Genomic DNA, 26,015 nt, shown 5'->3' on the forward strand with positions numbered 1-26,015 from the left:
ACCTCGCGCGAGGTTGCTGGGCCGCCGTCAGGTAGTAAGAAGGGTCAGGGTTGGGCTGGCGCCTCGGGTTCGGACATCTCGGCGTCGGCCTCGGGGTCGTCGAAGCTGCGCACCGAACGCTTGAAGCCGCGGGTGAGAACGGCCAGATAGACAATGCCGATCGCCAGCCACACGAGCCCGCCGATGAGTGCGGTCCCGTGCAGGCTCGCCCACAGGATTCCTGTGAGGATCGCACCGATCCCCGGCATGACGATGAAGCTGAACGCCGACTTGAAGTCCTTGACCTGCCTGGTCCGGAACGCATAGTGAGCGATGACCGTGAGGTTGACGAATGTGAAGGCGATGAGCGCACCGAAGTTGATGAGCGCGGAGATGAGCTCGAGGCTGAACGACATCGCCAGCAGGCACACCGCACCCACGAGCACGATGTTGAACACCGGGGTGTGCGTCTTCGGGTTGATGTATCCGAAAGCCGTGCGCGGCAGCACGCCGTTGCGGCCCATGACGAGCATCATTCGTGACACCGACGCGTGCGAGGCCAGCCCCGAGGCGACGGTCGCAGCGAATGCCGCGGCGACGAAGAAGAGTTGGAACAGGTGGCCGCCGGTGATCATGCCGATCTCCGGCAGCGGATCGTCGACGATGGTGAACTGCGAATTGTCGGGGAAGAGCAGCTGTGCGAAGTAGCCGGCGACGAGGAAGATGAGGCCGCCCGCGAGAACGGTGAGCATGATCGCCTTCGGCATGAGGCTGACGTGCTTGGCTTCGTTCGTGTACATCGTCACAGCGTCGAAGCCGATGAACGAGAAGCACACGACGGTCGCACCGGTGAGGACCGCGCCGAGGTGGACGCCCTCATGGATGAAGGGCTCCGGACTGAACACGACTCCGGCCCCTTCGCCCGCGTTGAGCTGCATGACGGCGAGCACGCAGAAGGCGGCGACGAGGACGACGGCGAAGACGAGGAGGATGCCGTTGATGTTCGCGGTGCCCCGCATCGAGGACAGCACGATGCCGGTCATGACGATGGTATAGACGACGACCCACACCCAGGCCGGCGCATCGGGCACCATCGATTCCATATAGAGCCGGATGATGAGGCAGTTGACCATCGGCAGCAGCAGATAGTCCAGCAGCGAGGTCCACCCGACGAGGAAGCCGAGCCCCGGTGACATCGTCTCCCGCGTATAGGTGTAGGCCGACCCCGCGGTGGGGAAGACCCTGACCATCTTGCCGTAGCTGAACGCCGTGAAGATCATGACGATGAGGGCAACGAGGTACGCCGCCGGAACTGCTCCGTTCGTCTGCTCCGAGACGATTCCGAAGGTGTCGAAGACGACCGTCGGCGTCATGTAGCCGAGCCCGAGTCCGACGATGGACCACAGCCCGAGGTTGCGCTTCAGTGAGCCTGAGGCAGCCATATCAATCCTCCCCAATGAGATTTGCCGCCCGCCGGGCCGTCGATGTCGCCATCGATGACGTGCCCGGAAGTGATGTGCGTCATGATCTTAACGGCCAAAGCACTGAAAGCGAAACCCTCACCGAGGAATGGACCGAGTATCAGTGCCAAAATGCAATTTTTCCGATGAAAAACGTCAAATCAACGACGATATCGGTAGTCCCGACAGAAACCGGCATGTCCGGTGATCGAACGAACTGTCAGTGCCGACGCGAAACAGAGTAGATTGCAGTCAACGGACAATGTGGCCCCACGAGAGGTGTGAGAGAAGTATGGCGATCGAAACACTCAGTCCCCAGCAGTCGGCGGCGTGGAAGGACCGCGTCCTGCCTCCTGTCGAACAGGTCGCCGAGGGAGTCTGGGCCCTGCCGGTCCCGATCCCGAACAACCCACTCGTCTACACCTACTGCTACGCCATCGCCGACGGTTCCGGCGTCGTCCTCATCGACCCGGGCTGGGACGGCAAGGATCAGTACCTGGCGCTCACCTCGGCGCTGGCCGACCTCGGCTTCGCCGTCGCCGATATCCACGGCATCGCAATCACCCACTATCACCGCGACCACATCGGGCTCGTGCCCGCACTGCTCGCGAAGAACCCCGACGCCTGGGTCGCCATGCACGGCGAGGACCTGCGCGCGATCAAACGCTTCTACACCAACACCGTCGACCTCGGCACCGGCATCGACCCCAACCTCAACATCGCCCGCGCCTACGGAGTCCCCGAGAACCGGTGGGCCGAAGTCGAAAGCCTGCAGGTCGGATCGAGCAAGGGCGGAAGCAAGAGCGACTCGATGAGCCTGTACAGACAGGCCATGAGTCGACTGCCGGAGAACATCCACGTCCTCGACGACGGCGCCGAACTCCCTCTCGACGAGGGCCGAGTGACAGCTATGTGGACGCCCGGACACACCTACGGACACTCGGCGTTCGTCCGCGACGAGGACGAACTGTTCTTCTCCGGCGACCACGTGCTGCCGACGATCACCCCGAACATCGGCCTCGATTCCGGAGCGATCACGCACAGCCTCGGCGACTATCTCCGGTCTCTGGAGAAGATCGGCGGGCTCGCCGAGGACGTGGCGGTGCTGCCCGCGCACGGCTTCCGCTTCACCGGACTCCACGACCGCAAGGTCGAACTCGTCGAGCACCACCACGAACGACTCGGTGAGATCCGCGCCCGCATGGAGGCCACCGACGACCACAGCGTCTACTCGATCGCGGCTGGCCTGCACTGGTCACGCGGCTTCGAGAGCCTGCACAACTTCAACCTCTTCGCCGCCCTTGCCGAAACCGCCGCGCACATGCACTATCTCGGTATCGACATCGGCGTCGGCTCTCTCGTCGGCAAGGACTGAGCCGGGCCCGGCCAAAGGAAGCTGAACCGCGCCCGGCCGGAAGAAGAGAGACAGCAAGGAGGAACCAGCATGAGCACCGAATTCGTTCCCGCCGCCGAGGTGCGGCCCGTGACCTTCGCCGTCCATGCGAACGACCACATCGAACGTGGCCACCGCCGAGGTGATGAGCTGCGCACAGGTATCGCCTCCACTGTGAACGCGTATCGGCGCTACTTCTCGCATCTGTCCATCACCGAGGCGGCCGTGCACTCGGCCGCCACGTCGAGTTGGCGGCGGTTGCAGGAATGGTGGCCGACCGGCGCAGAGGAGGTCGAAGCCGTGGCCGCCGGAGCGGGCATCGACGTCACGGAGCTCATGGAGATCGTCGCCCGGACCGAGATCATGACCCAGGCACCGGCCGCGCCGACCGAATGCTCGACCGTGAGCCACACCAGCCCGGGCGCCTCCGTGGCCGCGCAGAACTGGGATTGGGCGGCGGACTTCTCCACTCTGTGGCACTTCAATGATGTCGGTGCCGTGCCCGGGCAGCACCGGCATGTGGGCATCGCCGAGTTCGGAATGCTCGGCAAGATCGGTCTCAACGAGGCCGGTGTCGGCGTCCTGCTCAACATCCTCAAGCACACCGGCGACGCGGCCGGGGGAGTGCCCATCCACATGATCCTCGCCCGTGTCCTGGCCGAAGCGGGCACCCTCGCCGAGGCGCTCGAGATCATCGACTCCGCCTCGACGTCATCATCGTCGATCATCACGGTCATCACCGCCGAGGCGGCCGTCCAGGTCGAGATCGCCGGTGCACTCAAGCGCGAGCGACGGGCGCGGGCGAGCAGTGGGGCCGACGGAGAGACGGGGGAGTCCGGGTTCCTCCTCCACACGAACCATTTCCTGCACCCGGATCTGCTCGACGGGGCGCTCGAGCTGCGTCCCGACTCGACCTCGCAGGAACGGTACCGTCACCTCGCCGAGGCGGTCGTGCGCTTCGAAGCCGAACGTGCGCTGGCGCGTGGCGGCAGGGCCGTCACGGTCGGAGATCTCACGAAGCTGCTGACGACGGGACCGGGAGACGCGCCTGTGTGCTGCACTCCGGCACCCGGTGCCACCTACGGGAATCGTTCGGCCACACTCGTGAGCGTGCGCATCGATCCCGCTCGCAAGCAGATCGACCTCGCACCCGGGTCACCGGCCGACGGTCTGCACGGAAACCGCCGCTTCCAACTCTGAACCGGCGGCGGCCGCTCAGGTCTCGTCTGCTCTGTCCGTCGCGCTGGCGGAATCATCGGAACTCTCGTCCGCCTCGGCGGCTTCCTGCTCGCGCATCTCGATGACCGCGTCGAGGGCCGACGCGATCGCATCGTCGTCCTCCAGTGCGGCCTGGATGAGCCGCCACGGCACGAGATCGAGGTTCTGGTCGCCGATGACGAAGCGGATGAACGGCTGCTTGCTGCGCGGATCATCGGCTTCGAGCCCGGCACCGTAGCGCCACTGACCGAAGGCGATGCGGCGCACCGTCTCACCGATGAAGCGCATGGCGCCGGCGGTGAAGGGGGTCTCGTCCTCGGCGATCATGTCATCGGGGCCGTCGTAGCGGACCGCGACCTGCTTGCCCAGACGGGCGAGGCTCTCCCGGTCGAAACCCCACGAACTCGGGTCGGCCTGCTCCTGAGTCCAGGCCGCGATGCCCGGTTCGACGGTGCCGATGAAGCGGGTGAGGAATTCGACCTCCTCCTCGCTCGAATTCTCGGCGTTGAGCACGCCGAGCGAGAGCCCCGTGCACTTGCGGCGCGGTTGGCCGTCCCCGCCCAGGAGCTCCCTGGCCTTGTCGAGCACTGCGGTGAAGACTTCGGCGCTGCGCTGATCGACGGCGGCCAGCACGATTCCCACCAGCGGGATCGGCTCACCGGCGGCCGGGCCGTCGGCATTGTCGGGGCGGATGAATGGCATCCCGTTGCCTGTCGACTCGTCGTGGTCCCAGACGCCGCCGATCGCACGCAGATAGGTTTCGCCGAGGTAGCGGATGAGTCCTTCGAAGAAGCGGCGGTTCTCCGGCTTGAGGATCTCTTCGGTGTTCGGGAACTTCGAGAGCACGAAGAGTTCGAGCATCGGCAGTGATTTCGGTCCGAAGTCCTTCGGGAACTTCACGGTCTCCCCGTCCTCCTTCTCGAAGGTTTCGGGGAGGTCGGCGAGGACGAACGCGCCGAGGCGGACGTCCATGTTGTTGATGAAAGCAGAGAATTCGCGCTGGAGTTCGTTCACGGGCACCACCTTAGTGCCTCGAGCCGGTTCGTCGAGTGCGTTCAGCTCTCGTCGTCGGGGCAGAAGTCGATGAGATGCATGAGGACCTCGACGATGAGGCTCGGATCGATGTCGACGTGCTCGTCCATCTTCTTCCCGGCCGCCGCAGTCAGGGCGATCCGGTTGAACACGGAGATCATGACCGTGAGGAAGTCGCCGATCGGCTGCTTCGTCGTGGCGCCGGCGACGTCGAGGGCCGTGGTCACGAGTGCGGCCAGCCGGTCGAGCTGAGTGGCGTTGAGTTCGACATAGCGGGCGTGGAGATGTGGAACCCGCAGGCAGTAGAGCTCGATCTCCTGTTCCGTGATCGTCTCGGCCACGGTCTGTTTCTTCTCATTGAAGACATCGTCGATGAACTGCGTCATCAGCGCTTTGATCTCCGGTGTCTCGGCAGTGGCTATGAGCTGCTCGGACCACCGCTGGATCGTGGCGTCGAGGCGATCGAGGTTCTCCGAGATGCGCATCTCGATGATCGCGAGCACCAGATCGTCACGGCTGGAGAAGTTCGAATAGAACGCCCCGCGGGTCAGGCCTCCAGCCTCGCAGATCTCCTCGATCGAGGCGCCGTCGATGCCGCGGACGGCGAAGACCGAGGTGCCGGCCTGAACGAGGGTGGATCGGGTCTGGCGTCTGCGTGGGCTGAGTTCGTCTGTGTTCATCGTCATTTCGTTGCGGTGGGGTCGGCGATGGCCAAGGTGGTGCAGTCGTCTGCGCCGGCATCGGAGCCGACTGTGACGGCGGGGCGGAGAGCGAGGCGCCTGAGCATCTCATGGGAATCCTCGCTCAACCTGGGATCCATTTGCATGGAGGGTGGGTGTTGCACAACAATACAATACTGTATCCAATACACTTTTGTATCGAGGTTTTCGTGTCAACTTTCCTCTACGCCCTGGGCCGTCGTGCGTATCGGACCCCGTGGCGATTCATCGCCGCGTGGCTTCTGATCTTCGTACTCATCGGTGCCGGAGTCGCAGCCTTCTCCAAGGACTTCGACAACGACTTCACGCTCCCGGGCTCGGAGGCGCAGACCGCTCTCGACTCGATGAAGTCGACGTTCCCCGAAGCCGCCGGTGTCTCCGCCTCGGTGATCGTCGTCGCCGATGACGGCGATTCGGTCGAGGACGAGAAGTACAAGGACGCGATCGAAGACGAGATCGATCGCATCGAGGACCTCCCTCACGTCGACACGGTGACCTCTCCATACTCCGACCTCGTCGAGGGCGCCATCAGCAAGGACGAGACGGCGGCCATGATCTCCGTCCAGTACGACGGGACTCAGCAGGACGTCGGCGAGGACGCCGGCGACAACCTCATCGACGCCCTCGACCCGCTGCGTGACGCCCTCCCCGGAGCCCAGGTCGAAGGCGGCGGTGAGCTCTTCCAGATCACCGGTGTCGAGATCTCCTGGGTCGAAGGCATCGGCGTCGTCATCGCCTTCATCGTCCTCCTGCTCACCCTCGGTTCCTTCCGCGCCGCGGGGATGCCGCTGATCACCGCGCTCATCGGCGTCGGCATCTCCGTGCTCCTCATCGTCGGGGCCACCGCGTTCGCGACGATCAACTCCTCATCGATCATGCTCGCGCTCATGCTCGGTCTGGCTGTGGGCATCGACTATGCCCTCTTCATCGTCTCCCGGGCCCGCGACCTCCTCGCCGAAGGCCACGACCCCGTCGAGGCGGCCGGACGCGCCGTCGCGACGGCCGGGTCCGCCGTCGTCTTCGCGGGCATGACCGTGATGATCGCACTCCTCGGCCTGTCCCTGGCTGGCATCCCCTTCCTCACGATCATGGGCATCGGCGCCTCCGGCTCCGTCGCCGTGGCCGTGATGATCTCCCTGACGATGGTTCCCGCCCTGTTGGGACTCGTGAAGTCCAAGATCACCCCGAAGCCGACGAAGCGCTACCGGAAGGCCTACGCCGCGGCCGCTCGGCGGGCGACGACGGGCACGACCACCTCGGCGAAGGGATCACCGTCCGGCACCGAGGTGGGCGACGGTTCCACGGGAACCCCCGCCGAGGCGGCCGACCCCGCAGTGCGGGAGAGGATCGCCGACGAGGCTCGCGCCGAGGGCGGCGACCCGTACCCGCCGACGATCATGAACAAGTTCTTCGCCGGATGGCTCAAGGTCGTCACGAAGATCCCGCTGCTGACGATCGTCGTCATCGTCGGCGGGCTCGCGCTCTTCGCGATCCCCGCCACTCAGCTCCAGTTGTCCCTGCCCACCGCGGGCGACCAGGAGCAGGGAACCCCGGCGCGGGCGACCTACGACCTCATCGATGAGCACTTCGGGCCCGGCTACAACGGACCCCTGGTCATGACCAGCCAGATCGTGACCAGCGATGATCCGCTTGCAGACGTCGAGGAGATCGAGAAGCGCATCGAGAAGGTCGACGGCGTCGAGCAGGTCATCATGGCCACCCCGAACCGGGACGCGACCGTCGGGCTCTTCCAGATCATTCCGACCACCGCCTCCGACGATCCGGCGACCCTCGACACGGTCGATCGGCTGCGGGACCTCAGCTCGGAGATCGAGGACGACTTCGACTTCGACACCGCCGTCACCGGTGCCACCGCGATCCAGATCGACGTCTCCGACCAGCTCGGCAAGGCTCTCGTGCCGTTCGGCATCTTCGTCGTCGGCCTGTCCATCATCCTCCTCATGATGGTCTTCCGCTCCGTCGCAGTGCCGATCAAGGCCACCGGCGGGTTCCTCCTGTCCGTCTTCGCCTCCTTCGGCACGGTCGTCCTCGTCTTCCACGACGGACTCTTCGCCGCACCCTTGGGCATCGACTCGACCGGGCCGGTGATCAGCTTCCTGCCGATCATCGTCATGGGCATCCTCTTCGGCCTCGCGATGGACTACGAGGTGTTCCTCGTCTCCGGCATGCGGGAGGCCTACGTCCACGGCTCCTCGGCCAAGGACGCGATCAGAGCCGGGTTCGCGTCGTCGGCCCGAGTTGTCTCGGCCGCGGCGATCATCATGTTCTCCGTCTTCGCGGCCTTCGTGCCCGCCGGCGAACCGATCATCAAATCGATCGCGCTGGCCCTGGCGTCGGGCATCTTCGTCGACGCCTTCCTCGTGCGCATGTCGCTGGTGCCCGCGATCATGCAGCTGCTCGGCGACAAGGCCTGGTGGCTGCCGAAGTGGCTCGATCGGATCCTGCCGCGCCTCGACGTCGAAGGTGAGGGCCTCGCCCACGAGGTGGCTCTGCGCGACTGGCCGGAACCGAACTCGGACTACCGGGTCTACGGACGCGGAATCGGTGTGTACTCCGGTGACCGCGGCTTCGCCCGCGTCGACATCTCCCTGTTGCCCGGCCAGATCCTCGTCGCCAGCGGCGCCGCCCGCCGGGCTCTCCTGCTGGCCGTGTCCGGTCGCGTCGGACTCACGGCCGGTGAGATGAAGATCGGTCAGAACGTTCTGCCCGAACACGCCGGGCGGGTCCGCCGCCAGGTTCCCTTCCTCGACCTCAGCCGGGGTGAAGCCGACCGGACGATCAGTCCGCGCGATATCTCTCGGATGGCCGCCTCGGCGCCGGATCTGCTCGTCATCGACGGTGCGGAGAAGCTCGCGGACGGAGCACGGGACTCGGCCGGACCGGCACGAGACCTGCGCGACCTGCTGCCGCAGCTGGTCGCCGACGGCACCACCGTCATCCTCGGCCTGCCCGACGCGGACGTGACCGGGATCTTCAGTCCCGAAACGAACTACCTCCACCTCGACCTCGACGAGGCTCGTCCCGATGAGCGAGGCGGAACCGACAGCGAATCCGACGGCGACCACACCCACGCCGTCGACAGCACCAACATGGAAGGTGTGCAGTCGTGAGACTCGAACGTGCGAACTCGAAGAAGCCGGTGAACTGGCTCTCCCTCCTCGGCCTGGTCCTCATCCCCATCATCGTGGCGGCCGGATTCATCCTCGCCACGTGGAAGAGCGGCGATCGTCTCGAGACCATCGAAGCCGCCATCGTCAACAACGACGACGGGGCGAAGGTCGACGGCAAGACCGTGCCGATCGGCCGGCAGCTGACCAGCGGCCTGGTGGGTGAGGACGAGAACAACATCCACTGGGTCATCACCGACGAAGAGGATGCGCAGAACGGGCTGTCCGACGGCACCTACGCCGCGAAGCTGACAATCCCCGAAGGCTTCTCCCGCGCTGTGACCTCGGTCGATGATGCGAAGTCGGCGACTCAGACGCAGCTCGACGTCGACGTGTCCGGGACCGCTCCCGCGCTGGACACGCAGATCTCCCGATCGGTCGCCGAGGTGGCGCGGACGACGTTCAACACGCAGATGACCGAGAACTATCTCGACAACATCTACCTCGGCTTCAACAAGATGGGCGAGCAGATGAAGGACCTCGGTGACGCCGCCGGGGAACTCGACAAGGGCGCCGAAGGGCTCAAGGAAGGCACCGGGCAGTCCGCCGAAGGTGCCGGCGAGCTGTCTGAGGGCATGCAGCAGCTCAGTGACAACGGCGGGGAGCTCAAGTCCGGAGCCACGGAGCTGTCGAAGGGTGCCGGCGACCTGTCCAAGGGCGCCTCCGAGATGTCCGGGGGCCTGAACGAGCTCGACAAGAAGACCTCGAAGCTGCCCGAGAGCACACAGAAGCTGGCCGACGGCTCCGGTGAGCTCTCCGACGGCGTCGACGAGTACACGAAGTCCATCGACGAGATCATCAAGGGCTTCGCCGGATCCGGTGACTCGGGTGAGGGCGGCCTCGGTGACATCACGAAGGGCGGCAAGGAGCTCGAAAAGGGTGCCGAGGGTGTGTCGAAGGGAGCCTCCGGCCTCTCCGACGGACTGCACCAGTACCGTGACGGGCTGAAAGACGGTGCCGACAAAGCCGATCAGCTGGCCGGGACTAAGCCGGACCTCGATGGGCTCGTGGCCGCCGGCATCATGACCGAAGACGAGGCCGACCAGGCACGGGCTCAGATGTGCCCGACCGGCACTCCCGACCAGGTCTGCCAGGGCATCGAACAGGCCTATGCGCAGGGGCTGCTGAACGGCACCTCGGGTGGGCTGAACAAGGCCGTCGACGGGCTCGAACAGGAGCAGAACGGATCGTCCCTCCTCGGCGGATCCGATGAACTCGCCAAGGGCGCATCGGAACTCTCCGACGGGGTCACCAAGTTCGTCAAGGGACTCGAGGATGGCCTCGGCGACCTGACGAAGGGTATGGAGGACATCTCGAAGAACGCTCCGAAGCTGCTCGAGGCCTCGAAGGGGCTGCGCGACGGTGCCGCCGGGGTCGCCGACGGCAACCAGCAGCTCGCCGACGGAATGCCGGCCCTGTCCAAGGGCATCGGCAAGGTCGCCGACGGTTCCTCGGAGCTTTCCGACGGTGCCGGTCAGCTCAGCGATGGGCTGAGCGAATACAGCACCGGCATCGGCAAATACACCGACGGCGTCTCCGAAGCCGCGACCGGCACCTCAGAGCTGGCCGCCGGCCTCGACGAACTCGATGAGGGCACGGGCAAGTACGCGAAGGGCGTGAGCAAGTTCGCCGACGGCGTCAAGGACGGTGCCGACGAAGTGCCGTCCTACACGGCACCGGAACGTGACCGCTTGGCCAAGGTCGCCTCGGCGAATATCGAATCCCCCGACACGGACAGTGTGACGAATGTGCTGGCGGGATCGACGATCGCCCTGCTCATCATGCTCGCCCTGTGGATCGGCGGATTGGTCACCTACACGGTGCTCAAACCGATCCCGGCGTGGGCGCTGCTGTCAACGAAGTCTTCGCTGGCCGTGTGGGCGCGCGGACTGCTGCCCGGCCTCGTCGTCGGCGTGCTGCAGGCGCTCGTGCTCTCGATCCTCGCGGTCACCGTGATGGACATCGACGCGATCCAGGGCTTCGACATCGCGGTGCTCACGTTCGTCACAGCGATCGTGTTCATGATCTTGAACTTCGCGCTCGTGGCGTGGTTCGGGGGAGTGGGCCGGTTCCTGTCGGTCATCGCCGTGGTTCTGGCCGTGGCCGGGCGGACGATCGGGGCGGTGCCGCAGTTCTTCGACTTCGTGGCGCCGATCCTCCCGCTGACTCCGTCGATGAACGGCTTCGCTGCGATCGCCGCGGGCACCAGCGGGCAGGCTGCCGCGTACGGCGGACTGCTGGCCTGGACGGTCATCGGCATCGTGATGTCGCTGCTGGCCATCGTCCGGGCGCGGACCACGAAGCCCGAAGCCGCCCTCGAAATGGCGTAGCCGCGCTTCGTGGCCGCGGCGCCACGTGTCCGGCCCGGCGCCACGCACCACGGCGCCTCTGCGAATAGCCCAGTCTGAGTTGAATAGCCCTGTTTCAAACATGGGCTATTCAACTCAGACTGGGCTGTTCGCGTTCGGTGGTCGGTGTCTGGAGCGCGGCGAAGACGTGCCGGGCTTCAGAGGAGGTCGAGGATCGCCTCGGCGGCGGCGTGCGAGTCGTTGAGCGTGGCCGCGTTCGTGCCCGGGTTCGCTGCGATCGCCAGCCCCCACTGCTTCGACGACAGCTGGATCGACAGCGCGAACCGGCGCGGATGGACGTTGCCCTCGACATCGATCGTGCGATAGGGCCGAGGAGTGAGGGCGAGCCCGTTGAGGAACTTCTCCCGACCGTCGTCCAAGGTCAGGCGGGCCGGGGTGAGCTGGCCGCGCTCAAGCATTCCGTACAGCAGGACATCGGCGGCACGCGAGACGGAGTTCGTCGGTGAGGCGGCATCGATGACGACGCTGCCCGTGATCGCTCCGGCGGCCTGCGCCGAGGTGACCGTGAAGATCTCCGGCCGCGGTCGCTGCGCCTCAGCTGGGGACCCGAGCGCATCCCGGTTCTCTTCGATGCGCATATCGGGGCCGATGAAGGACACGATTCCCGCCTCGGCGAGGGCGATGAGCTCGGCGATCCGCTGCGGGGGAGGACCATCGCAGATGCCGGAGACGAAGCCCTCGAACCAGCCGAGGATCTCCATGTCGATGCTCACACGGTCGATGTGACCGGCGACGATGAGGTCCTTGAGCAGCAGGCGGGACTGCCACAGCACGGTGAACAGTGCCTTCTCCGGGCTGCCGGTGGGACCGGCCAGGGAGCTGCGTAGGTCGGTGCGCAGGAAGTCGAGCATCCACTCGTGCAGGGACCCGGGCTCACCGGGTTCACGGCTGGTGAAGAGCTCTCCTTCGAGCGGGTTGAGCAGGGTGTGCAGGGACATGCGGTCGGCGGGATCGGGCACGAGCGCCTCTTCGATCTCCGACCAGGCGAAGGCCTCGCGGGTGACGCGGCCCTGGCGGGAGGCCTCCTCGGTGCTCGCGGCGCCGGCTGATCGTGAAACGCTGCTCGTGCTCGCGGCGCCGGCTGTCCCTGTCGCGCCGGCTCCGTCCCCGGCACGAGCGGTCGCGCCGGCTCCGTCCCTGGCACGAGCGGTCGCGGCGGCCCCAGCCTCGGAGGCGCCGGCATCGCCCGCCTGCTGCGGATGGGTCTCCCGCCAGGTGCGGCGGGTCAGGTGGCGCGAGACCGCCTCGCCGATGGCCTCGCGCAGCTGGCCGGGATCATCGGTGAACGCTTCGGGACGGACCTGGGAGAGCGTGTGATAGTACGCCAGGCGCAGGTCGGCGAGGATAAGCGGCCACAGCTGATCATTGAACCGGGCGCCGGCCTTGCGCTCCCCGTCGAGGTCCTCGAGGCCGGCCAGCAGTGCGATGTTGTCCTTCGTGAAGTACCGCAGCGGCCAATCCCGCCGAGGATGTTCGCGACAGATCGGTTTGCTGCGATACGGGATTCCGCGTCGTGATCCCAGCGCCAGGCGCGGTTCGTCGCCGCTGGGCACATAGCGCAGCCGACCGCCGGATTCGGGTTCGAACCGGCCTCCGCGCTCATGAGTGAACAGGGTCTGCAGGTCGAAGTAGTTGAGCCCCATGCCGCGGACGATGACCCGCTCACCGGGGGCCACCTCGGTGACGGGGGTTTCCGCGGGCAGGCCCTGCGGCAGGTAGAGCCCGCCGCCCATCTCGGCGAACGCGGCGAGCCGGGCGCGCTCCTCCGGCTGGGCACTGGGGATGTGACCGACGGCGAGCACGACGGCGCTGGCGACGATCGTCGTGCCGTTCTGGCAGCGCACGAGCTGCTCGGGGACGGTGGCCCGTGACCCCTGCGAAGCCGGGTCGGGGAGATCCATGGTGGGCAGGTCGATGACGGATTCGGCCTTCGTCGGGTGCTCGACGATCTCGACGAAGGCCGGTGCGCTCGCGCGGATGCGCTTATACGCATCGCGGAGGTAGCGGCCGTAGAGGTTGCGGCTGGGGAAGGTCGAGTGCAGCGGTTCGGTGCCGCCGTTGTCCAGGTACCACTCGGCCATGGACGGCCCGGCCGGTGCGTCGTCCGGGCCGACGAAGCTGCAACTGGAGTCGGGGAAGACGGTCTGCTCGGCGATGGTGGTATTCATCAGCAGAGACTCGGGCTGGTCGGTGCGCCACACGATTCCCGCTCCGGGCGGATAAGGGTCGATGAGGTGGATGCTCAGCGCGGTCTCAGTGGTGCCGGCGAAGCGCTTCGCCGCCAGCGCCACGAGCCTTTCGAGCACGGTGAGTCCGCGCGGTCCGACACCGATGATCGCGACCGCGGGCGCCTGTGTCTGCTTTGGCTCGCTCACCCCTGCTCGCCGACTCCGGCGGTTTCGCCGGTGTTTCCCGGGTAGCCGGGGAAGTCGTCACCGGGCTTGTAGCCCTTCGGGTAGCACTTGCCTTCGGCGTTGGGCTCACCCGGCGTCGTCGTTTCGGTGGCGTCCGCCTCGGCGCCGGCCTCATCCGTGGATCCATCCGCGGAATCGGCCGGTTCCTCGGTGGCGGTGTCTTCCGAACCGTTCTCGGTCGAGTCCGCACTGTCTCCCGACTCCTGGGACGTGCTGCCGTCGTTCGTCGGCTGCGGGGTCTCCTCGCCGTCGGATGCACCCTTGACCTCGCCGAGGATCCACTTGTGGAGGACGTCGAAGTCGGGGTTGTAGGTGGGGGTGACGTCGTTGTTGATCTGCACCGAGGTGACATCGCCCTTCTGCATCATGAGGGCGAGTTCGATGAAGGCAGGAATCTCGTTCTGCGGGATCGACGTGGCGATGTTCCGCGTCGCCGAGTTCGCGAGCTTCGGATAGGCCGCGGCGATCTCCTGCGGGTCGACCTGCTCGAGCGTGGTCTTGAGCATCCGCTGCTGACGGCACATGCGGTCGTAGTTGTCGCTGCCTTCGCGGGAGCGGACGTACCAGAGCGCGTCCTTGCCCTTGAGCGTCTGCGGGCCCGGATCGACCCACCCGTAGACCTCGTTCTTCACCCCGGACAGTGACTTTCCGCCGCCCATCGGAATGGGACGTTCGACGTCGATCTGCACTCCGCCGATGGCGTCGACGACGTCTTCGAATCCGGCCATGTCGACCGATGCCCAATAGTCGAGGTTGAGGCCCAAGGAGCCTTCGACGGCCTGCATCGTCGTCCACATGCCCGGTTCGAGCCCGTGCGCATTGCCGATCTGGTCGGGATTCTGCTCACCCCACTGCCACACGGCGTTGATGAGGTCCTCGGACGAGTCGCCGGAGGGTCGGAATCCATCCGGCCAGGCCTTTTCGAGTTCGCTGCCTTCGGGGAAGATCGGGAACGCGAGATTGCGGGGCACGGAGATGAGCGCGGCATTGCCGGTCTTCGTGTCGATGGAGGCCACGAGCATCGTATCGGGACGTGTGCCCTCGCGGTCCTCGCCGTTGTCACGGCCCATGAGGAAGACGTTGATGTAGGGCTTGTCCGCCCAGAGGTCTTCGGCGCTGTGGGCCTTACCAGTGCTGTCGCCGAAGAGGCTGGCCACCGTGTCGGACTGGACGCGGGCGAAGACGGAGCCGACGCCCAGCGGGATGCCGATGATGAGCGCCAGGGAGACGACGAGGACGCCGGCCAGCTTGTTCTGCCAGGGCCGGTATCGGTGTCCGCGGCGCAGCCCGAGGTGGGACACGACCATCACGAGGATCCAGATCACGGCCACGAGCACTGCGGCGATGGCGAGGAAGTTCAGCAGCGAGGGGCTGGCGATGATCGTGGCGATCGCGCGGACGGGGCCCTTGACCAGCAGGTAGACCAGCCCGACGAGCAGAGTGAGGACGAAGAGTCCGAACACGATGAGTCCCGCGGGCCGGAAGCGGGTGCGCAGCAGTCCGACTCCGGGCAGGAGGGTGCTCAGCGACGTCCAGCCGACGAGGCTGGGAAACGTCTCGCCGAGGCGGGAGGAATGGCGGCGGACCCGTCCCGGTCCGTGGCCGGTCGGTTTCTCGTCGTGGGATTCGGCTGCGTGTCGTTCACGGGCATCGCGGCGCGTCGTCGGAGCGGAGTCAGTGTCGTTGTCCGTGTGGTCGGATTCCCGGGGATCCCCTGCCGAGGCGCCCGATTCGTCCTGTGCGAATGTGCGTGGGGCATCGTGGACCGAACCATGCGGTGAGCCGGTGGTCGGATCGTCCTGGGTGTTCGAGCTTGCTGCTGCGGCCACCCCGGCCGCTGACGCTCCGCTGGCAGCGGCCGCGCGCAGCATGCGGGCTTCGCGTCGCGTACGCGGAGCGACCGGACGTGGCGGCGGGGCATGCGGTGACCGGGACGAGGCACCCTGACCGCGAGCGCTGTCGCCGAGCCGATTGTCGGCCGGATCGCCGGATGAGCGGGAGCCTGAGCGGAACGAATAGTCGGATCGCGGATCGGTCGACCTATCGGAGGTCTGGTCCGCGGGCTGAGGCTGCGACGGCCGAGAATTCTGCTGCGGCGAATTCGACTGCGGCGTCGAGTCATTGTCACTGGCGGCGGTGTCGCCGCGGAACCTGGGGCGAGAGGAGGCGCGGAGCCGACGACCTGTTGTCTGGGAATCGGGGTCGTTCCCCTGCGGTCCGCGCTTGTCAGGGGGAAACTCCGGCAAGTTGTATACTCCTCAAAAACTGTCTTCTCGTGCAGTACGGCCCGCTCGCCGTTCTCGTTTCCGGCGCAGGGCACACCGCGGCCATCGGTATTCCGACCGGTGTCGCTGCGAGGATCCGAGACCAGACCGCAAAGCACATCACGCCGATTTTACGCCTGGACATTGATGAATGCTGGAATTCCGGTGTGGGGGAGCGGTGCAGAGGGGGCGTTCGGCCCGGATTCGTGCCCGTCACGGCTGGACACGACTATGACGAAGCCCACTCTCGGAAGCCGCGCTTTGCCCTGGATGGCTCCTTTCCCTTAGGCTGTATCCCGTAGTGCTGGAGGGTCTGTCGCCGGGCATTTCGCCGGAGCGGATCGCCGCATTGCAGATGGAGTCGTGGCTGAGCGGCCGAAAGCGTCACCCTGCTAAGGTGAAGTCCTCCAATAGGGGGACCGTGGGTTCAAATCCCACCGGCTCCGCAGAACGGGTAGCCCCCGCGTACCGCTAGAACAAGCGGAACGCGGGGGTTTTCTCATTCCCGGGTTGTGCCCGTTGGGCACATTTTGGGCACAATCTACTTCAACGCGGACAAGCGTGCCGCCTCCATGGCATCGGCCACGAGGTCGAGATCCGAGTCGAACAGATCGCTGTACACGTCCAGCGTCATCGCCGCCGACTTGTGCCCGAGCATCCGCTGCACCGCCTTCACGTGTGCCCCGGACTGCACAGCCAAAGACGCCGCCGTGTGTCGCAGATCGTGCGGAGTCACCTCGGGGATGCCGGCCTCGAGCACGGCGGTTCGCCACCATGAGCGTTTCGACGTAGACGCACGCGGCGACCGACGATAGTTGCCCTTGGCATCCGGGAACGCGATGCCGGGCCACTTGATCTTCTTCAGCGATGCGGCGAGGAACTTCGGCAGCGGCACAGTCCGCAGCTCGTGCGTCTTCGGTGTCCCCAACACGACGCGAGACCCCACCTGCACGGCGTTGCGATTCACCGAGATCCGCCGTCCCACCGGATCGATGTCGGGACCGTGCAGGCCGGCGAGCTCACCCCACCGCAGACCGGTGTAGGCGAGGACGTTCACGATCACACCCAGATCACCCGCGGCGGCCGCGAACGCCGCCACCTGCTCGTGAGACAGGTACAGGCGAGGCTTCGCGTCCTTCCGCGGCAGAGCCACCTTCCCGACATTGTTCGCCACGATCAGCCGCTTCGCCACAGCATCATCGAGGATCCCGTTGAGGATCGTCACGCACCGAGAAGCCACCGACCGCGACCGACCCATGCCCGACACCCAGTCCTCGACATCGACACGGTTCACATCCGCGATCGCAGTCTGACCCCACCGAGGCTCCACGTGCGTCCACCACGTCGACCGCATCGTGTAGTCGTACGACTCCTTCCAGTCCGACTGCCGTCGAATCCACGCGAGACCCAGATCCCCGACCTTCGCCCGGCCCAAAGCCTCGGGAATGAACGTGCCCTGCAGCTTCGACACCTCAACAGTCGACGCGAAGTCGCCGGCTTCACGTTTCGTCGTGAACCCGCGCTTCTTCGTCTGCTTCCCGTCCGGCTTCCGATACCGCACCATGTACCGACGACCACCAGATGTCTCATACGCAATTACCTGCGCCATGGCTAGTCCTTCCAAGCACCACGAGGTGCAATCAGTCGGCGCCGCGCTCCCGGGCGCTCGCCTTGAGTTGTTCTGCTGTGTGTTGTTCGTCGGGGGAGAGGTTGTCGAGCCGGTCGTGGAGGACTGCTGGAGTCACCCATAGGCTCTCGGCCCACTCCTCGATGCTCAGTGCGGCTTTCCATGCCCGAAACAGGAGCCGGGCGGGGATCAGTCGCTCTGCGGTGATCTGTCGCACCTGCGCCTCGATTCGGGCGTCCTGCTTGCAGGTGTGCCCGAGTTCGATGTGGATGAGTTCGTGTTGCAGTGCGCAGCGTCGTTCGACTTGAAGGAGGTTTTTGACCATCCAGATGATGTTCCGGCCGTCAGTGGCCGCATGCTTCGTCCCGGGGAGGTTCGGCCGCCAGCACACGACCACATCATCGAGCTGGCTGAGCGTCCTCCACGGATGGGGGAAGGTACTCATGCATTCGAATGTAGTTCGATTGTGTCCGAACGTCGAATTGTGTTAATTGGTCTCGCCGTCGAATAGGAGCGAGTCTCGAAGCAGAGTCAGCTCGGCCGGATGATCAATAACTAGATGGCCGGCGACACGACGCACAGTACCTTGCGTCCGCACTGTCTCACGTTCCTTGAACCACTCATGGACATCGGCAAGTTGTTCGTCACCGACGCGGATTTGTAGTTCAACTTGTCGGCCGTTCCGATTGGTCTCGATTGTGACATAGCCGTGTGTGACGATTTCCTCGTCTCGAAGCTGCACTATAGGCCCGGTGAACGTTTCAATCTTAGGCGTTGCCTGGGGTTTGAACCTGCGGGCCGACTCGCTCAGTAGCTGTCCAGCATCTGAGGGGATCGAGATGTTGGAGGCTATGTTCCCTGACAGATCGGCGAGCAGTTCTGACCATCGGAATTTTGCTTCGAACGTCTGCACTCGAGGCTTTGATATGACTTCGGAAAGTGTATTCAGCAACTCCCTGCTGACTCCTGCGTACACTAAATCGTTCACCTGAGACGCAGTAGGTACTGATGCCCTTTCGATTATCGAATTTGATACCGCGGACAAAGATTCCGCCATTGTCCGAGTAGCTCGACGTTCATCGGATTCGTGGCCTAGTTTGGCTTCCTCGAATACCGGGGATTCTTGCTTAAGTTCGACGTTTGAATCGTTTACCTCACTGCGTTCAACAATCGGGACCATGAGCGGAACTATGTATGAGCCTTCGCGAGTCTGACCGAACCGGGCGCGTTCAAGTACGCGGTCACCTGTGGTAGAAAATCCGCCTCCAATGGCGACTTTAGGGATTCGAGACGTTGTTGCGCTCACGCGAAGGACTTGCCGGGCGGTTTTGAATAGGTTGAACCCAGCTTCGACTGGGACGGAGTGCTCCCATTCTGGGCCATCGACGCGAAACTCAGTGACATCAAAACGAAGAGTCTCGATTCTTCGCATCAAGTCAGCGTTCGAAATCACATGGGCGCGAGCCACTCGCTCGATGACTGATTCCCACTCGCGATCGCGGGGCTCGAGCTCAAACGGTATTCCCACTTTGGAGCTCTTGTCGGGGCTGGTCCACATTTCCCCAACCGGACCGCGCCCGGTCAGCGACCATAGGGACTTCTTGAGCACTGCGATAAGTTCGGCGCGGGTGACGGTGTTTGTGTCAGTCATGGCGTCATCCCTTCGAACAAATCGTTGAGCTTTGAGTTCCACTCACGCAAGGTATCGGGAGTGAAGCGGTTGGTTTTCGGCAAGTCTATCGACGTGCACTGACCTGGGAGTAGCTGGTCGATGCGAGTCCAATAGGCAGCTGTACGGTGATTTGTGAGATCGGCAGAGTCGTAGTCGATCCACAATTTTGGATCAGTTGGTACTGATACGGCCACGAGATAAGCCGGGAGCGGATTCTTGGACCATTTCCGAACCCAATCATCTTTGACAGGAAGGTTCAGGTACGAACCTCCGCCTGAGAAGGTCTTGGACGTGCACTTGACCTGGACTCGGACATCATTGATTTCGAAGTTGATAGACAGATCGATAGCGTTGAAGTCTTCGTCGGGGCTATTCTCCATCATGCCAACACCGAAGTGAGCGCAAACATCGCGAACGTAGGCGACCCCATAACGCCCTTTTCGCGCGGTTAGGTCGCGAGCGGTATGGCCTGAATCCCAGCCGTCAATCAGGGGGCTCATTCCTTATCGCTCTCGTCGGGCTCGTAGGCCGCTTTGCTGTCGATCTCATCGTCGGTGGCCGCATCACCGCGGCGCTGCAGCTCTTCGAGTTCGGCTAACCTCTCGGCGGATAGCTGCCGACGCTCACCGAGGTGCCGGATGTTGTCCCCGGCGCCGTCGTTGATGGATTCGTGGTCGAGGTCTCCGCGGGCTCGGCCTCCGAACGCACCGAGCCCGTCGTCTGCTCCTGTGACCGGCGTCCCGCCGGCGTCTGTATGTGGGGTGGCTTTTTCATCGCCATCACCTGCTTCCTTCATCGCTGTGATCGCGGCAAGAAGAATGCGTTTGTCCCTGGCGGAGATCTCCACGTCGTTCTCGATCGCCTCGGCGGCCCCGGTGGTGTTGCGTTCGGGGTACTCGAGGTTCGTTGATCGGATCGCTGCTTCGACGACGACTCGCTCTGGAACCTGGATGAGGATCGCGAGGTTCTTGAGCGCTGCCGTGCTGATCTGTAGAGGGGCCCTCATCTTCAAATTGCCGATATTTGATTTCGTGAGGCCTTTGAGCCCATGCTTCTGCGCGCGCTCACCGAGCTGGTTCAGCGACCATCCGTGTTCGCGTTGCGCTGCGTCGATGACGCGGCCAAGCGGGGTTAGTTCAGTACTCACGGATCACATCTTTCTCGGGGCTACGAGAGGCGGCAACTCGCGCGGTCACCGCTTGGACAATCTCAGTGGACACTAGAAAGTCTAGATGTTGCGAGGACACGATGGGCGACAGCGCGCGGATGCTGGGAAATTGAGGGTTGCGCAGTGGACACCAGTGTGAATAGAATAGGCAGAAATACTGGACACTCAGACAGAAGGAATGTACTGTTATGGCTACAGCAACGATCTACCAACTAGGAGGGATCTGGATGGAGCTTCGAGACCGCAAGAAGCTGGCTCGACTCATGATCGTCCAGGGTGTATCCCAGCGTGAGCTCGCGAGGGCTGCGGGATGGAAGTCTCACAGCTATGTGGCGCGGCTCATTAAGGGTGAGGCGAAGACGCTCGAAACGACGCCGGCGCTGCGGATAGCTCACTTTCTGCAGGTCGGGGTCGAGGATCTTTTTTTGACCAAAGTGGACAATGTAACTGCACAATCGGACAGGGAAAGTGTCAGGCGTGGGAAGAAGGCGGTCGCGTGATGATTGACTATGCAGCGCTCGCGGAGAACCGCAGCGACACGTACCGAGACTTCGCCGTCCTGCACGACCTCGACTCAAAGATGATCAACCGTCAGGCCGAACGCGACAAGGGCCGCGACCCGTACCCGTTCGAAGTCTCCGGCGACGCGCTCGCCCGCTACAAGGCGAGCCACTGATGACCGATACGACCGTGATGAAGCGCGTCCTCAAACCCGCCGAGGCCGCCGAGTACATAGGAGTGCCGCCCAACACCCTCGCGTCGTGGCGATACCTTGACCGCGGCGACGGGGGAGGGCGCTCGCCGAAGTGGATCAAGTCGCGTAACGGTGCAGCACAGAAGTGCATTGGGTACCGGCTCGAAGCTCTCGATGCGTGGCTCGAAGAGAGCGAGTCAGCATGACCAGCCACACCGCTACCGACCAGGACAGGAAGTGTTCAACGATGACCACGCCCGCATCCCACCCCACCCCGATCAACGTCCGCCGGCAGGCAACGATCACCGACGCGGTCGGTGTAGCCGAACGACTTGCCACTGTCCTCCGCCAGTACCGGGGTGCCCAGAAGAACGGGTTCCCCATGTCTCGCCTCGCCGAGATCGAAGCGGTGCTCGAGCAGACCACGAACGCCGTCTTCGAAATGACTGGCGTCGAGCGTTCTGCACTGCTCAAGTCCGGTGCCGCCGCCGAAGAGGAAGTCCGCCTCCGCGTAGCCGCCGCATGGCCAGTGCCCCGCACCAGGAGCGAGCCGACTCTGCCGGCCTCCGCAGTGCTGCACTCCATCTCAGGCGAGGACTGCGACTGATGCCCCGCGCAGAGTTCCCCACCGAGCAGGAGCAGTCGCGCCTCGACGCACTGTTCAACATGAAGCTCGCCACGAAGCACCGCGTCGAAGCGCTCGCCGCCGAGGTCATGGCCGCCCCGGTCTCCTACGACATGGACGTCGAGAACATCGACTCCGTCGCCGACACGCTGCTGAACATCTACGACGAGGCAGACGCGAACATCGCGGCCCTCCGTCTCATCACTGAGGACGAGGTCGTGTCGAAGATCCGGCAGAAGCCGACCCCATGATCCGGGTGGGTCCCGGTGGAGGGGGAAGCCCCGGGGCCTGCTCGCAGCCATTGCAAATGAAGAAGCCCCCAGCAGTGGAGTGCTGAGGGCCAGAGACACCAGGAAGGTGATCAACCAATGTCTACGAACATCGTATCAATCCCGTTCCACGAAACACAGATCATCGCGATCGAAGAAGACGGAACTCAGTGGGTCAGTGTCCGCCACGTGTGCGAGTCCATCGGCATCGCCTTCTCGAAACAGCTGCAGAAGCTCAAGACGAAGTCCTGGGCGGTCGTGTCCCTCAAGGACACAACTGGCCGCGACGGTAAGACCTACGAGATCACCATGGTCGACCGCAAGACCTTCACCATGTGGCTCGCCACCATCGAAACCTCCCGAGTCAAAGACGACCGCGCTCGCCGCATGATCGAGCAGTTCCAGAACGAAGCCGCCGACGCCCTGGACGCCTACTTCAACGACGGCGGTGCGGTGAATCCCCGCATCAACGTCGAGCAGGCGCAGCACCTCGGCGGAATGGCACTGGCTCAGGCGCAGCTGAACCTCATCCAGCAGGCCACGTCCATCGCTCAGCTCGATCCGGTGTACGTGACGACGATGACGACGCTCGCCTTGGAGAAGGGCCTGAACAATCGCCCCGACATTCCCGTCGAGCATCGGCCCCTCTACACAGAGGACTATCTCCGAGACCAGGGAGTCTCAGGCAAGGCACTTAAGTCGATGCGCTCCACGTTCGGACGTGCCGTGAGTGCCGAGTACGAACGCCGGTACGGGGTGAAGCCGATGAAAGCGTTCGGCGAGGTCGGGCACCGTGCCCGCCAGATCAACTCCTACACCGAGCAGGACCGCGGGCTGTTCGACGACGTCTTCAACGCGAAGTTCGCAGAGCAGGGAGTCCTGGTATGAGCGCCGAGACCACGGTGCGCCGGTTCCCACGTGAGGTGTACTTCCTCCGCCGGCTGCTCACCATCTACTTGCCGATGATCGTGATCGGCATGGCCGGCTACTTCTACTCCTACACGCTCACCCTCACCGCGAACGGACTCTCCGCCCTCACCATGCTGTGGGTCATCGGCTGGATCGGCATCGCCGCCAAGGACGGGAGCCGGTCATGAGATACCAGGTGAAGATCCGTCAGGAGCAGCCGCAGTGGACGCGCGCACCGCATTCGCGTCGGTTCTGGGAACTGTACGTCGTGAACCGCCACTCGAAGGTGTACGAGTACTACGCCTCGGTGTGGTCGTTCGAGGACGCGATCGAATTGTCGTCTCGCGTGTGGATGCGGTCGAACCATGTCAGCCCGCTCGAGTTCCAGGAGGCGCCGTGCTGAACCATGCGTGCATCTGTATCAAGCCGGGCATCGTCGGCCGTCACGACGGGCACTGCTGCCTCTCCGGTGACATTCCCCGCGCGGCCGGCTACCCGCCGGCCCCGGCGTGCCATGCCGACGAGTGGCGTGCCGAGTACGGCGCGAACCATCCGCCCCAGCAACCCGAATTATTCGAGCAGGTTGGGCCATGACGGTCATGGAGCAGCTGGATCTGTTCGACTTCATCGAGGGCGAGACTCGCGGAACTGACAAGCAGGAGCAGTTGCGGTTCGCCACCGTGCTCACGTGCATACGTGACGCGATGCCGGGAGCGATGGAATTCTTCATCGACCTCACGGCCAAGCCGGACAAGGCGTGGCACGGGTCGGGTGAGTGGTCGTATTGGTGGACGGCGGCGAAGATCGTCGCCTACACACGGAGCCCCCGCGGTGAAGAGCAGTCGATTACGTGGGACGAGTTTGCAGAGCTCGTGTCCGACCACCCTGGTCGGCAGTCGATCCTCGATTGGGATCAGTCGCTCGAGCATCCGAAGTGGAAGCAGCTCTACCGGCCGCACGAGCTTTGGCCGCTCGGAGGTGAATGGCACCCGTCCTATATCGAGGGTGACCACGCTGAGGACGGGTGGGATGAACGCCTAGAAGCGTGGCAGACGTTGCAGTCGATCCTCACTGATGCGATCAACACGGCCGCACCCGGTGCGGCTAGCTTCAAGCTCCCGAAGCAGGAATGGCAACGGCCGCGCGGGTCGTGCCGGTTCTGCAGGGAAGAAGTCAGCGTCGGCTCATACGCGGAGGGACTCAACCACAATCCGATGGGCAACATGTGCGGCCGTCAACAGCTGATCCGCAATCACGCCCTACACGCGTACCAGCGGCTCAAGGAAGCCAGACAAGACCCGGACACCAAGGCGGAGACAATCTTACTCCTCGAGGGCCGATACGAACACGACGCTGCCAGGGCCATGGAGGCGTGGCACGGCGACGGATGGAAGACAACGTCATGACGATCCCGAAAGTCGAATCGACCCGAGACAAATGGGGCCACTGCCACAACTGCGGCATCACCCTCATCTCGTGCAAGGGCCTCACTCGAGACTGCGGCCGAGACTGCTGCGACGACTGCGACCACACCCCAAAGGAGGCCACCGATGCCACTGCTTAAGAACTGCTCCCACAAGTACTGCGACCACCCCGTGTTCCCCTGCCAGTCCTGCAACACCACACCACTGGCGTGCACGGCAGGGCAGAAGAACGGCCGCGGCTGGTGCTGCGAGAACTGCAGGCACACGCGCAAGAAGGAGACCTCAGCATGAACGCGAAACACGACGCTGACGACCACCTCGCCGTCGTCAAGAACTTCATGGACGGCAAGCAGACCCGAGAGACCCGCCGCATCACCCGCGACCTGTCCGCACGCATCAACCCCATCCAACTCACTACGGCGCTCGCCGCAGTCCTCCCACACGTCGCGAAGGACGATGCCTCCGACAATCACCTTGTCGGTCTCGTCTTCACCTACGACAACGTGCTCCTCCTCGCCTCATCCGGTCGCACCTCGATCGTGGCGAAGACCTCCGCCCGGGACGGGGCGCGAGTCACCGGGGATGTGGTCGCGGACTCGATCATCCTCACCCCGGTCATGGCGAAGCAGCTGATGGGGTTCGCCGGTCTCACCCCGAAGGAAGCGTGGGACCCCGAAGTGGAGCTCACGGTCACGGGTACCGGCCCGGACAAGATCCGCATCCGCGCCACCGACCGCACCGGACTATTCGAGGGCAAGTCCCTCACTCTGCCTGTGCAGGAGCCGACTCAGAATCTCGCGCGCACTGCGAAGATCCTCGAGTCCATGGCCGCTCAAACCTCGCGCGCCACCCGCACCTACGCGGCCCCGGCGGAGTGCTTGGAACTGTTCGTCACCTCGGCGAAGAAATGGGGCACCGACTTCGAAGTCGACTCCATCACCGACAGCCTCTGGCGCGTCACCGCTGACGGCCTGTTCTACGGCCTCATCGCCTCACCCACCGTCATCGACAGCAACGAGCAGGCAGCGCTTGCTGATGACCGGCAGAAGGTCCGGTCCCGGTGGTTTGCCGATCTGACTGGTGTCGGCCAGGAGCTCGTGAAGGGATTCCAGTGATGCTCAACTTCATCGAGAGGCTCCTCGTTCTTCCCGCCCACATTTGGGTGTGGGTCATCACTCACAACATCATTCCCGCTTCGGTGTGGGACCGGCTCATGGTTTGGAGGACCCGCAAATGAGTCTCAGCCTCGCAATCTCACTACTCACTGTCCTCGTCTCGGCTACCGCTGTGGTTATGGCGTTGCGGTTCCGCCGCGTGTACCGGCGGCGGGTGTTTGAGCTCGAGAAGGAACTGGCCGCCCGACGCCTGGCCGAGGAGTTGCGGCGTGCGTTCGTGGCCCGTCTCGCAGCACAGGCCGGTGCTGATCTTGTCGAACCGATCCGGGTGGAGGACATCAAGTACGGCGACAAGGTGTGCTGGCACCCGCACGACATGTCTGACCACAAGCATTACGTCGCCGGTTACGACGGCGACCCCGGCCCCTCCTCTGACGGTGTGCACGCCCGCCCGATCGTTCCGAAAGGACTCTGAT

Annotated in this window: 27 protein-coding genes and 1 tRNA gene; 17 read left to right on the forward strand and 11 right to left on the reverse strand. The window is 64.3% G+C overall.

What is annotated here, in order from left to right:
* Window positions 1-44: 44 nt before the first annotated feature.
* Window positions 45-1,421 carry an APC family permease gene (locus AD89_RS0114710; RefSeq protein ID WP_025780161.1) on the reverse strand — a complete coding sequence of 459 codons (1,377 nt, stop codon included), beginning with the start codon at window positions 1,419-1,421 and terminating at the stop codon, window positions 45-47.
* A gap of 14 nt (window positions 1,422-1,435) precedes the next feature.
* Here AD89_RS0114710 and AD89_RS20010 point away from each other — a divergent pair, with 14 nt between their 5' ends.
* From AD89_RS20010 to AD89_RS0114720, 3 genes are all read left to right on the forward strand, one after another.
* Window positions 1,436-1,684 (forward strand): hypothetical protein, encoded by a 249-nt coding sequence (locus AD89_RS20010; RefSeq protein ID WP_155807476.1) that lies wholly within the window; start codon window positions 1,436-1,438, stop codon window positions 1,682-1,684.
* 47 nt (window positions 1,685-1,731) lie between these two features.
* Window positions 1,732-2,814 carry an MBL fold metallo-hydrolase gene (locus AD89_RS0114715; RefSeq protein ID WP_025780163.1) on the forward strand — a complete coding sequence of 361 codons (1,083 nt, stop codon included), beginning with the start codon at window positions 1,732-1,734 and terminating at the stop codon, window positions 2,812-2,814.
* Window positions 2,815-2,883: 69 nt separating this feature from the next.
* Window positions 2,884-4,032, forward strand: coding sequence for a C45 family autoproteolytic acyltransferase/hydolase (locus AD89_RS0114720; RefSeq protein ID WP_025780165.1), 1,149 nt, complete (start codon window positions 2,884-2,886; stop codon window positions 4,030-4,032).
* Window positions 4,033-4,047: 15 nt separating this feature from the next.
* Here AD89_RS0114720 and AD89_RS0114725 read toward each other — a convergent pair whose 3' ends face one another.
* The 3 genes from AD89_RS0114725 to AD89_RS20510 are packed head-to-tail and all read right to left on the reverse strand — an operon-like array spanning window position 4,048 to window position 5,890.
* Window positions 4,048-5,064, reverse strand: coding sequence for a hypothetical protein (locus AD89_RS0114725; RefSeq protein ID WP_025780167.1), 1,017 nt, complete (start codon window positions 5,062-5,064; stop codon window positions 4,048-4,050).
* A gap of 41 nt (window positions 5,065-5,105) precedes the next feature.
* On the reverse strand, window positions 5,106-5,762 hold the full coding sequence (locus AD89_RS0114730) for a TetR/AcrR family transcriptional regulator (RefSeq protein ID WP_025780169.1): 657 nt from the start codon (window positions 5,760-5,762) through the stop codon (window positions 5,106-5,108).
* Between the two features lie 2 nt (window positions 5,763-5,764).
* Entirely contained in the window at window positions 5,765-5,890 is a 126-nt protein-coding gene (locus AD89_RS20510; RefSeq protein WP_269320691.1) for a hypothetical protein, read from the reverse strand.
* An 81-nt stretch (window positions 5,891-5,971) separates the two neighbouring features.
* Here AD89_RS20510 and AD89_RS0114740 point away from each other — a divergent pair, with 81 nt between their 5' ends.
* Both AD89_RS0114740 and AD89_RS0114745 read left to right on the forward strand, forming a co-directional pair.
* On the forward strand, window positions 5,972-8,932 hold the full coding sequence (locus tag AD89_RS0114740) for an MMPL family transporter (protein WP_025780171.1): 2,961 nt from the start codon (window positions 5,972-5,974) through the stop codon (window positions 8,930-8,932).
* A complete protein-coding gene (locus AD89_RS0114745; RefSeq protein WP_025780172.1) occupies window positions 8,929-11,319 on the forward strand; it encodes a YhgE/Pip domain-containing protein in 2,391 nt (796 codons plus the stop codon). The genes AD89_RS0114740 and AD89_RS0114745 overlap by 4 nt, the downstream gene beginning before the upstream one ends.
* 176 nt (window positions 11,320-11,495) lie before the next feature.
* Here AD89_RS0114745 and AD89_RS0114750 read toward each other — a convergent pair whose 3' ends face one another.
* Together AD89_RS0114750 and AD89_RS0114755 are read right to left on the reverse strand one after the other, a co-directional pair.
* Window positions 11,496-13,733: an FAD/NAD(P)-binding protein gene (locus tag AD89_RS0114750; RefSeq protein ID WP_025780173.1), complete on the reverse strand. Its 2,238-nt coding sequence runs from the start codon at window positions 13,731-13,733 to the stop codon at window positions 11,496-11,498.
* Window positions 13,730-15,643 (reverse strand): LCP family protein, encoded by a 1,914-nt coding sequence (locus AD89_RS0114755; RefSeq protein WP_025780175.1) that lies wholly within the window; start codon window positions 15,641-15,643, stop codon window positions 13,730-13,732. The genes AD89_RS0114750 and AD89_RS0114755 overlap by 4 nt, the downstream gene beginning before the upstream one ends.
* A gap of 750 nt (window positions 15,644-16,393) precedes the next feature.
* Here AD89_RS0114755 and AD89_RS0114760 point away from each other — a divergent pair.
* Window positions 16,394-16,482: transfer RNA gene (locus tag AD89_RS0114760), tRNA-Ser, on the forward strand.
* 95 nt (window positions 16,483-16,577) lie between these two features.
* Here the strand turns inward: AD89_RS0114760 and AD89_RS0114765 are convergent.
* The 5 genes from AD89_RS0114765 to AD89_RS0114785 are packed head-to-tail and all read right to left on the reverse strand — an operon-like array spanning window position 16,578 to window position 20,482.
* Entirely contained in the window at window positions 16,578-17,645 is a 1,068-nt protein-coding gene (locus tag AD89_RS0114765) for a site-specific integrase (protein ID WP_025780177.1), read from the reverse strand.
* A gap of 31 nt (window positions 17,646-17,676) precedes the next feature.
* Window positions 17,677-18,108 carry an ImmA/IrrE family metallo-endopeptidase gene (locus AD89_RS0114770; protein WP_025780179.1) on the reverse strand — a complete coding sequence of 144 codons (432 nt, stop codon included), beginning with the start codon at window positions 18,106-18,108 and terminating at the stop codon, window positions 17,677-17,679.
* A 42-nt stretch (window positions 18,109-18,150) separates the two neighbouring features.
* Complete coding sequence (locus tag AD89_RS20015; RefSeq protein ID WP_155807477.1) at window positions 18,151-19,314, reverse strand: hypothetical protein; 1,164 nt, start codon at window positions 19,312-19,314, stop codon at window positions 18,151-18,153.
* Window positions 19,311-19,835 carry a DUF4365 domain-containing protein gene (locus tag AD89_RS0114780; protein WP_025780181.1) on the reverse strand — a complete coding sequence of 175 codons (525 nt, stop codon included), beginning with the start codon at window positions 19,833-19,835 and terminating at the stop codon, window positions 19,311-19,313. Before AD89_RS0114780 ends, AD89_RS20015 begins: the two co-directional genes overlap by 4 nt.
* Window positions 19,832-20,482, reverse strand: a complete 651-nt coding sequence (locus tag AD89_RS0114785; protein WP_155807478.1) for a hypothetical protein — start codon at window positions 20,480-20,482, stop codon at window positions 19,832-19,834. The genes AD89_RS0114780 and AD89_RS0114785 overlap by 4 nt, the downstream gene beginning before the upstream one ends.
* A gap of 209 nt (window positions 20,483-20,691) precedes the next feature.
* On the opposite strand from AD89_RS0114785, the gene AD89_RS0114790 reads away from it, so the two are divergent.
* The 11 genes from AD89_RS0114790 (at window position 20,692) to AD89_RS0114850 (ending at window position 26,014) form a co-directional block, all read left to right on the forward strand.
* On the forward strand, window positions 20,692-21,003 hold the full coding sequence (locus tag AD89_RS0114790) for a helix-turn-helix transcriptional regulator (RefSeq protein ID WP_025780184.1): 312 nt from the start codon (window positions 20,692-20,694) through the stop codon (window positions 21,001-21,003).
* Complete coding sequence (locus AD89_RS20020) at window positions 21,003-21,179, forward strand: hypothetical protein (protein WP_155807479.1); 177 nt, start codon at window positions 21,003-21,005, stop codon at window positions 21,177-21,179. Before AD89_RS0114790 ends, AD89_RS20020 begins: the two co-directional genes overlap by 1 nt.
* Entirely contained in the window at window positions 21,179-21,403 is a 225-nt protein-coding gene (locus AD89_RS0114800) for a hypothetical protein (RefSeq protein WP_025780185.1), read from the forward strand. Before AD89_RS20020 ends, AD89_RS0114800 begins: the two co-directional genes overlap by 1 nt.
* 41 nt (window positions 21,404-21,444) lie before the next feature.
* Entirely contained in the window at window positions 21,445-21,804 is a 360-nt protein-coding gene (locus AD89_RS0114805; RefSeq protein WP_025780186.1) for a hypothetical protein, read from the forward strand.
* Entirely contained in the window at window positions 21,804-22,073 is a 270-nt protein-coding gene (locus tag AD89_RS0114810; protein ID WP_025780188.1) for a hypothetical protein, read from the forward strand. The genes AD89_RS0114805 and AD89_RS0114810 overlap by 1 nt, the downstream gene beginning before the upstream one ends.
* 117 nt (window positions 22,074-22,190) lie before the next feature.
* Complete coding sequence (locus tag AD89_RS0114815; RefSeq protein ID WP_025780190.1) at window positions 22,191-22,979, forward strand: phage antirepressor N-terminal domain-containing protein; 789 nt, start codon at window positions 22,191-22,193, stop codon at window positions 22,977-22,979.
* Complete coding sequence (locus AD89_RS0114820) at window positions 22,976-23,188, forward strand: hypothetical protein (RefSeq protein ID WP_025780192.1); 213 nt, start codon at window positions 22,976-22,978, stop codon at window positions 23,186-23,188. Before AD89_RS0114815 ends, AD89_RS0114820 begins: the two co-directional genes overlap by 4 nt.
* Window positions 23,185-23,403: a hypothetical protein gene (locus AD89_RS0114825; RefSeq protein ID WP_025780193.1), complete on the forward strand. Its 219-nt coding sequence runs from the start codon at window positions 23,185-23,187 to the stop codon at window positions 23,401-23,403. The genes AD89_RS0114820 and AD89_RS0114825 overlap by 4 nt, the downstream gene beginning before the upstream one ends.
* Before the next feature lie 187 nt (window positions 23,404-23,590).
* Entirely contained in the window at window positions 23,591-24,406 is an 816-nt protein-coding gene (locus AD89_RS0114830; protein ID WP_035321029.1) for a hypothetical protein, read from the forward strand.
* A gap of 305 nt (window positions 24,407-24,711) precedes the next feature.
* Window positions 24,712-25,539, forward strand: a complete 828-nt coding sequence (locus AD89_RS0114840; protein ID WP_025780196.1) for a hypothetical protein — start codon at window positions 24,712-24,714, stop codon at window positions 25,537-25,539.
* 118 nt (window positions 25,540-25,657) lie between these two features.
* On the forward strand, window positions 25,658-26,014 hold the full coding sequence (locus AD89_RS0114850) for a hypothetical protein (RefSeq protein WP_025780198.1): 357 nt from the start codon (window positions 25,658-25,660) through the stop codon (window positions 26,012-26,014).
* Window position 26,015: the final 1 nt, after the last annotated feature.

It is taken from the genome of Brevibacterium sp. VCM10 (genome assembly GCF_000583215.1).
Taxonomy (GTDB): domain Bacteria; phylum Actinomycetota; class Actinomycetes; order Actinomycetales; family Brevibacteriaceae; genus Brevibacterium; species Brevibacterium linens.